9 protein-coding genes are annotated in these 6,076 nt (G+C 59.3%); all 9 read left to right on the plus strand.

The window, feature by feature from the left end:
- Positions 1 to 6 precede the first annotated feature (6 nt).
- Positions 7 to 360 carry a phage tail tube protein gene (locus tag LQR33_RS17660; RefSeq protein ID WP_231469936.1) on the plus strand — a complete coding sequence of 118 codons (354 nt, stop codon included), beginning with the start codon at positions 7 to 9 and terminating at the stop codon, positions 358 to 360.
- A 249-nt stretch (positions 361 to 609) separates the two neighbouring features.
- Positions 610 to 990 carry a hypothetical protein gene (locus LQR33_RS17665; protein WP_231469938.1) on the plus strand — a complete coding sequence of 127 codons (381 nt, stop codon included), beginning with the start codon at positions 610 to 612 and terminating at the stop codon, positions 988 to 990.
- Positions 991 to 1,042: 52 nt separating this feature from the next.
- Positions 1,043 to 1,600 carry a hypothetical protein gene (locus LQR33_RS17670; RefSeq protein ID WP_231469940.1) on the plus strand — a complete coding sequence of 186 codons (558 nt, stop codon included), beginning with the start codon at positions 1,043 to 1,045 and terminating at the stop codon, positions 1,598 to 1,600.
- A complete protein-coding gene (locus LQR33_RS17675) occupies positions 1,593 to 1,787 on the plus strand; it encodes a hypothetical protein (protein ID WP_231469942.1) in 195 nt (64 codons plus the stop codon). Before LQR33_RS17670 ends, LQR33_RS17675 begins: the two co-directional genes overlap by 8 nt.
- On the plus strand, positions 1,750 to 2,235 hold the full coding sequence (locus LQR33_RS17680) for a hypothetical protein (RefSeq protein ID WP_231469944.1): 486 nt from the start codon (positions 1,750 to 1,752) through the stop codon (positions 2,233 to 2,235). The genes LQR33_RS17675 and LQR33_RS17680 overlap by 38 nt, the downstream gene beginning before the upstream one ends.
- 33 nt (positions 2,236 to 2,268) lie before the next feature.
- Positions 2,269 to 2,547 (plus strand): hypothetical protein, encoded by a 279-nt coding sequence (locus tag LQR33_RS17685; protein WP_231469946.1) that lies wholly within the window; start codon positions 2,269 to 2,271, stop codon positions 2,545 to 2,547.
- Positions 2,548 to 2,691: 144 nt separating this feature from the next.
- Complete coding sequence (locus LQR33_RS17690; RefSeq protein ID WP_231469948.1) at positions 2,692 to 3,030, plus strand: phage tail assembly protein; 339 nt, start codon at positions 2,692 to 2,694, stop codon at positions 3,028 to 3,030.
- Positions 3,031 to 3,132: 102 nt separating this feature from the next.
- Positions 3,133 to 5,244 carry a phage tail tape measure protein gene (locus LQR33_RS17695; protein ID WP_231469950.1) on the plus strand — a complete coding sequence of 704 codons (2,112 nt, stop codon included), beginning with the start codon at positions 3,133 to 3,135 and terminating at the stop codon, positions 5,242 to 5,244.
- Positions 5,244 to 6,076, plus strand: an 833-nt coding sequence (locus tag LQR33_RS17700; RefSeq protein WP_231469952.1) for a DNA circularization N-terminal domain-containing protein, incomplete at its 3' end; no start/stop codon positions are given. The genes LQR33_RS17695 and LQR33_RS17700, both read left to right, overlap by 1 nt.

Consider the following 6,076-nt stretch of genomic DNA (forward strand, 5'->3'; position numbering starts at 1 on the left):
CCAACCATGGCACGCATGACTGGCGTGGTGTACATCACGCTCAATGGCCAAAAAAAGCGCAGCGAGGGCGACGCCAGCCTCAAGCCGGGCGGCAAGATCCGCGAGCAGATCAAGGACGCCAACGGCCCCTGCGGCCTGGCCACCAAGGAAGTGATCGGCGGAGAAGTGAAATTTTCCTTGCGGCACGCGAGCGATGAGGACGTGGTGGCGCTGCAGCAGCTGGAAGGTGTGACGCTGATTTTTGAAACCGACAGCGGCCAGCGCTACCTGGTGGCCAATGCCGGCACGGTGGGGGAGGTGGAGCTGAAGGGCAATAAAGTGGACATGACCATGGCAGGCGATCCGGCCGAACTGATCTGATTCCACCCCTGTTTACACCGCCCGGCGGGGGCCATACTGGCCCTGCGCTTCATGGCGTTCTCCTCTTGTAGTGCTACGGTGTGGCAACCGACCCAAACCCCGGCCTTGTGGCTGGGGTTTTTCTTTGCCTGGTACGCAGAAACCACAGGTACGCTATGCTGATCAAATTCCCCTTGCGATCCTTTTTGATTTGGTCCATTATTCAAGCATAGCAGGACAGCACTGAACCAAACCACTCAGGAGAGCGTCATGTCGATCACCATCAAGTCTCAAATCAATCCCAGCATCGCCGGTCACGCTGACGACCACATCACCACCGAGCATGAACTCAATACCACCCCCAAGAACCTGCTGCGCGCAGTCAAACTGCTGCGCCAGGTGAGAGAATCAAACACCCGCAGCTATGGCAATATCGGGCGCGGGGTTTGCTGGATAGAATTAGATGGCGTGCGGCTCTCCTATCACGCCATGGCCGAAAATGACGATCTAAACAGCGAAATTTATCAAGAACGCCTGGCTGACTGGAAACGCGATCGCTGGAGCTACCCAAAGCCCGCCACTCCGTCAGAAAATGCCGCCGATCTAATCGCGGATGTGCAATCGGGGAAATTCGTGAATCACGGCAGATAAGCATCGATCAAGCCGAGGCGGGGTTAACCCCGCCATACTGCATGGAGACACAATGAAAGAACTTCAATTACTCCATTTGACACCACAGCCTGGCCGAGGTGTTTTCAGGGAGCTATGCCCAGATAGTCGGGTTGATGTACTGCGCCTGTCGGCAATGCTGTCAAAATATATTTCCCAGAAATGGCCACTCGATAATGGTCGCTCAGAGCGATTTGATAGTTTGCTGTGCCTGGCGCGTGCCCTTGTAGAGTTGCGACATTTAGAATGGGATGGCAATGCTCAGGACTGCATTACCGCATTTTCAAAAACGGCCTGGCATAAACCAAATGGCAAACACATCAACGTGGCGCGGTTTGAGCGTTTGGTTAAAACGCCAACAGACGACTGGACCATGTTTGGAGACCGGCTAGTTGAAATGATCAAGGTTTTGCGAACACATGGGCAGAAATTCAGCCCTTGTAGCGTCTACGACCTGGTATGGCTCCGTGCGTTATGGGTTGATTTGGAGCATGTCAGGATGGATTACGAGGCAAATAGCGAGAAACATTTCCCACTGGTAATTTCATCTGTGTTTTTCCATCACCTGCCGGCAGGGCCGAACCATGGATGACAAGCCCCAGCGCGGCGGTGCCCGCCAGGGCGCAGGCCGGAAAACTGCCGACGGCGCTTCCGGCCTGGTGCCGGCGAAAGTGATGGTGAGCCCCGAAATCAAAGCCTGGCTGCACAGCATCGGCCAGGCGCGCATTCGGGCCATATTCCATGCAGCGCATCAGGCTGAACAACGTGACGGAGAGTAACAGCTGGAACTGGCGCCGCCGGCTCCCTCCGCCCGATCCCGCCGCCCTGGCGGAGTTTGGCCAGCTGGAATTCCTGGACGGACTGCGAGACTGGTATCGCAAACGCACCGGCGAGCCGCTGACAAACCATCTGCTGGCTGAGATAGCCATGGTCTCGCTGAATACCGTCGAGTCATGGCGCACCGCCCCAGGATGTACAACGCACCGCCCGATCAGCACCCGCGACAGGGTGCTGATCCTGTTCCGGCTGGCATACCATGTCGAAAACCGTCCCATCGAACAACGGCCGCGAGGCAATGCCAGCTCGCCGAGGTGGAGCCCAGCAGAGGATCAGGTGATCCGTGAGCGCTACCTAGCAACCGGCCCCGCCGGCATGGTGGAGTACCTGCCAGGCAGGACTGTCAACGCCATCGCGTTGCGAGCGAGTAGGATAGGAGTCACAAAGTAACAGTTTATATATCTGTGTTAGGAGATGTAAAACATGCCAAGTAATATGCTTGCGATAACGGGTTTGTGCTTAAATGCAATAGGGGCTGGAATTTTGTTTTGCTTTGCGAATCCTAGCAAACAGGTTAAGAATGTTATTTTTGAGCGAAATATGCGTTATGATTTGGATGCCGAGCCAGGGCAGTCTGTGCTATCGCATAAAGAAGCAAATGAGATAGGGGAAAGGCTAATTAAGCGTTGGAACATGATTAATAGAGGTGGATTTCTACTCATGACACTGGGTACTATCTTGCAGTTAGTTGACGCTTTTTAAGCAATGTAAAATTTGAATTGATAAATGGCTCCGCATGCGCGGGGCTTTTCTTCGTCCAAATCCACCCCTTATCCCACCATCACTCCCCGCCCACAATGCCAGCATGGCGCGCCCGCGCCATCTTTTTCTCTTTCAGGAGCTGGCATGTCCGAACTCGCAATCCTCACCGTCAACCTGAAGCATGGCATCACGCTGAGAGGCACCATTCACAAATCCGTTGTCCTGCGCGAGCCGTTGCTTGACGACATGATCGCCGCTGAAGAGGAGGCCAACAGCGCGTTGACGCCGCTGGCCTACCGCCGCGCCCTTGTAGCCCGCCAAATCGTCAAGCTGGGTGACACCGACGTCCCGGTGACGCCTGGCATGCTGGGCAAGCTGAAGGGCTCGGATTGGGCTGCGCTTTCGGCTGGCCTACATGAGGTGCAACAGCTGGGGGAAGCCGGCAGCGACGACGGCAAGGCCTCCTCGGTGGAGTCCTGCTGATCGCGCTGAAAACTGGCTGGCGGCGTGATGAGATTTTGCGCCTGCCAGTGCCGGAATTTGTTTACTACCGCGACACCCTGATAGAAGCCGCTGAAACCGACGATGAATAACGAACTGCCTTTGACCGTCCGAATCATGGCCGATGCCGCCCGCTACGCGGCAGGGCTGGGCGTTGGCATTCGTGAAACTGCGAAATTCTCAGCGGCGGTTCGCAAAGAGCTGACTTCGGTGAAGGAGATGTTTGGCGGGCTCCACGGCCAGATTCTGACCCTCACGGGTGGGTTGACTGCGCTGAAAGTGGGGATGGATTCGGCAGGCCTCGACAAGAGCCTGACCAACATCAAACTCACGGCGGGCGCAACCTACACAGAAATGGAGCAGCTGCGTCGAGATCTTTTTGCGATGGGATCGGATACCGGACGGGGAGTGGATGATCTCAAACAGGGCTTCAATAACCTTGTCCAGATGGGGCAGGGGTGGAAAGAGGCTCGGCAGGAAATCGAGGCGACCAACATCGCCATGGCGGTCAGCGGCGCTAATGCGGACAAATTGACTGGTGCGCTTGGTGTGGCAAGCGCGACATTCAATTTTGATCTCTCGAAAGAGGGGAACGCGCTGGAGCTGCTGGACCAGATGACTGTGGCAGGACGCAAAGGAAATGCCGAGCTGGAGAATCTGTCGGATATTTTCGCCAGAGTGGGGCCGAGCGCAGCATCTGCAGGAATGGGGTTCACAAAAACCCTCGCCTTCATTGAGGCGTTGTCGATGGTTGAGAGGCAGCCGGAGCGGTTGGCGACTCTGGCGGATTCCACGCTGCGTTTATTCAACAATCTCCACTACGCCAAAGACGCAGCCAAGGCGACCAAGGTTAAGTTTTTCAACGCCGACGGAAGCCGGCGTGACACCGTGGCGGTGCTGGAGGACCTGCGCGTCAGATTCCAGAAGTTGAAGACGGACAAGGAGCGCGCGCTGTGGCTGCAGAAGGCATTCGGCAAGGCCGACCTTGACACGATCAAGGGGTTGAAAATCCTGCTGTCCGGACAGTCGCTGGCCAACGTCAAGGATTTCGACAACAGCATCCGCAACGCGTCTGGCACGCTGAAGCGCGAGCTGCCGGAAGCCATCAGCAACGCGGTTGACCAGACCGGCAGGCTGAAAGCCTCGCTGCGAGAGGCTGCCGACGGCTTCGCCAGGCCCATCAACGACACCCTGCAAATGTCCATTCGCTGGGCAATGGATAAAAAGAAAAATGGTGGTCTGGAGCTGGACGGCAAGGACATGCTGCTGGGTGGGGTGGGCGTGGTTGCTGGCACCGCATTGACCGCGCGATATGGCGGCAAACTGATCGGAGGGATCGCTGGAAAGCTGGGCGGCACCGCTGCCGGCGTGGCGACTGGCAAGGCGTTGCAGGAAGCCGCCGGCGTGACGCCGGTGTACGTAGTCAATATGCCGTCTGGTGGTCTGCCTGGCGGGGCAGTCCCTCCCGCTCCAGGCCTCCCTGGTGGCGCTGCTGGCGGCGCTGCCGCTGGTGCTGCAGGGGTAGTAAGCTGGCGGGCCGGTGCTGCGCTGGCTATGGGGCTGCCTCTGAAGGAATTTTTGTCGTTGGGCGCCAGCGCCTGGGCGACAGCTGCGGCTGGCGTTTTGGCATCCGCGGCTGCGGGTTATGGAGTAGGCACGGGCGCCAGCAAATTGTCAGAGGGGACCCGCGCGGGAGATTGGATCGTTGACAAGATTGGCGGTGGGATTGCCCATGTGCTCGCGCTGTTTGGCAACGTAGAGGCAAAAACGGCGATCGAGACAAACCGCAGGATTCAAGAGCTGAGAGGCGGCGGTCCCGCCGCCGAGTCTCCTACCGTAAAAACGGCGAGAGAAATTTCTGAGGGGGAAAAACATCCGTCGCCATTCCCCGCGTCCTCCTATGCGCAAACAGCCAAAGCCGCGCAGGAGGCCAAGCAGGCGGCAAAAGCGGCTCAATCCCGGCAAGATTCCGATGCTGACGTAACCAACCGCCTCAACAAGGTTCTGCAGCGCTACGGCGAAGAGGACGCGAAGCGGGCGATAGCGTTGTCGGAAAAAATCAAACAGGCTGACCTGGGCGGGACAGTGAAGATCCAGGTGGAAACCGCGCCAGGAACCACTGCAACCGTGCAAGCCACCCCGGCCAGCAGCCGCATGAAGTTCCAGGTGGGCCGCACCATGCAGGGGCCCAACTGATGGCGGCCAAACCAGACCCGATCTATGGCAGCTGGCGCGGCCGGCCGTTCTATTTCAAGAGTGCCGGCGCGGAGGTGGGCCGGCGCAACGTGCTGCACGAATACCCGTACCGGGACATTCCCTACGGCGAGGACATCGGCCGCGCGGCACGGGTGTACCGCGTCACCGCGCTGTTCATCGGCCCCACGGCCAAACAAGACCTGCAGCTGCTGCTGGACGATCTGGAAGCCGCCGGCCCAGGCGAGCTGGACCACCCTTATCACGGCCGGCTGCTGTGTCAGCTGCAGGGCAAGGCGACGGTACGAGACCCGGATTTCGTCGGCGGCGTCACCGAGGTGGAAATGGTGTTCGTGGAGGCGGGCCAGAACCTGGAGCCGAACGCCGCGGACGATACTGACGCCCAGCTGGACGAGGCGGCGGACGAGGCGCTGGCCGCCAGCGGGGAGGAGCTGTCCCGCAACTGGATGGACGACATCGTCGGCCTGGCGGAGGAGGCCGCTGCTGTGGTGGAGCAGCTGTGCGCTACGTTGGAGAGTTTCCTGGCGCCGCTGGACGCCGCGCTGGCATTCGTTGACGGGGTGATCAACGCCGTGCAGCGCATCATCAACGCGCCGCTGGCGCTGGTAGGCCGCATTCAGGGCCGCATCCAGTCGCTGATTGGCCGGCTGCGCAATCCGTTTTCCGGGCTGTCCAGCTGGCGCAAGCTGCTGCGCGGCGACGTGCTGCATCCCTACCAGACGCTGGAGCCCAACCGGGGCCGGCGGCCCGCCGATGCACCGGGGGCCAGCCGCCCAGGCGGCAGGCCGGCCGGCGGCGTGGCGACCTACAGCGC

This window comes from Chromobacterium piscinae (assembly GCF_021129175.1).
In the GTDB taxonomy this organism is placed as follows: Bacteria; Pseudomonadota; Gammaproteobacteria; order Burkholderiales; family Chromobacteriaceae; genus Chromobacterium; species Chromobacterium piscinae.

Coding starts and splice junctions, on each gene's coding strand:
- LQR33_RS17690 (WP_231469948.1), top strand. CDS start 2,692: ATGTCCGAACTCGCAATCCTCACCGTCAACCTGAAGCATGGCATCACG.
- LQR33_RS17665 (WP_231469938.1), top strand. CDS start 610: ATGTCGATCACCATCAAGTCTCAAATCAATCCCAGCATCGCCGGTCAC.
- LQR33_RS17695 (WP_231469950.1), top strand. CDS start 3,133: ATGAATAACGAACTGCCTTTGACCGTCCGAATCATGGCCGATGCCGCC.
- LQR33_RS17680 (WP_231469944.1), top strand. CDS start 1,750: ATGCAGCGCATCAGGCTGAACAACGTGACGGAGAGTAACAGCTGGAAC.
- LQR33_RS17675 (WP_231469942.1), top strand. CDS start 1,593: ATGGATGACAAGCCCCAGCGCGGCGGTGCCCGCCAGGGCGCAGGCCGG.
- LQR33_RS17660 (WP_231469936.1), top strand. CDS start 7: ATGGCACGCATGACTGGCGTGGTGTACATCACGCTCAATGGCCAAAAA.
- LQR33_RS17685 (WP_231469946.1), top strand. CDS start 2,269: ATGCCAAGTAATATGCTTGCGATAACGGGTTTGTGCTTAAATGCAATA.
- LQR33_RS17670 (WP_231469940.1), top strand. CDS start 1,043: ATGAAAGAACTTCAATTACTCCATTTGACACCACAGCCTGGCCGAGGT.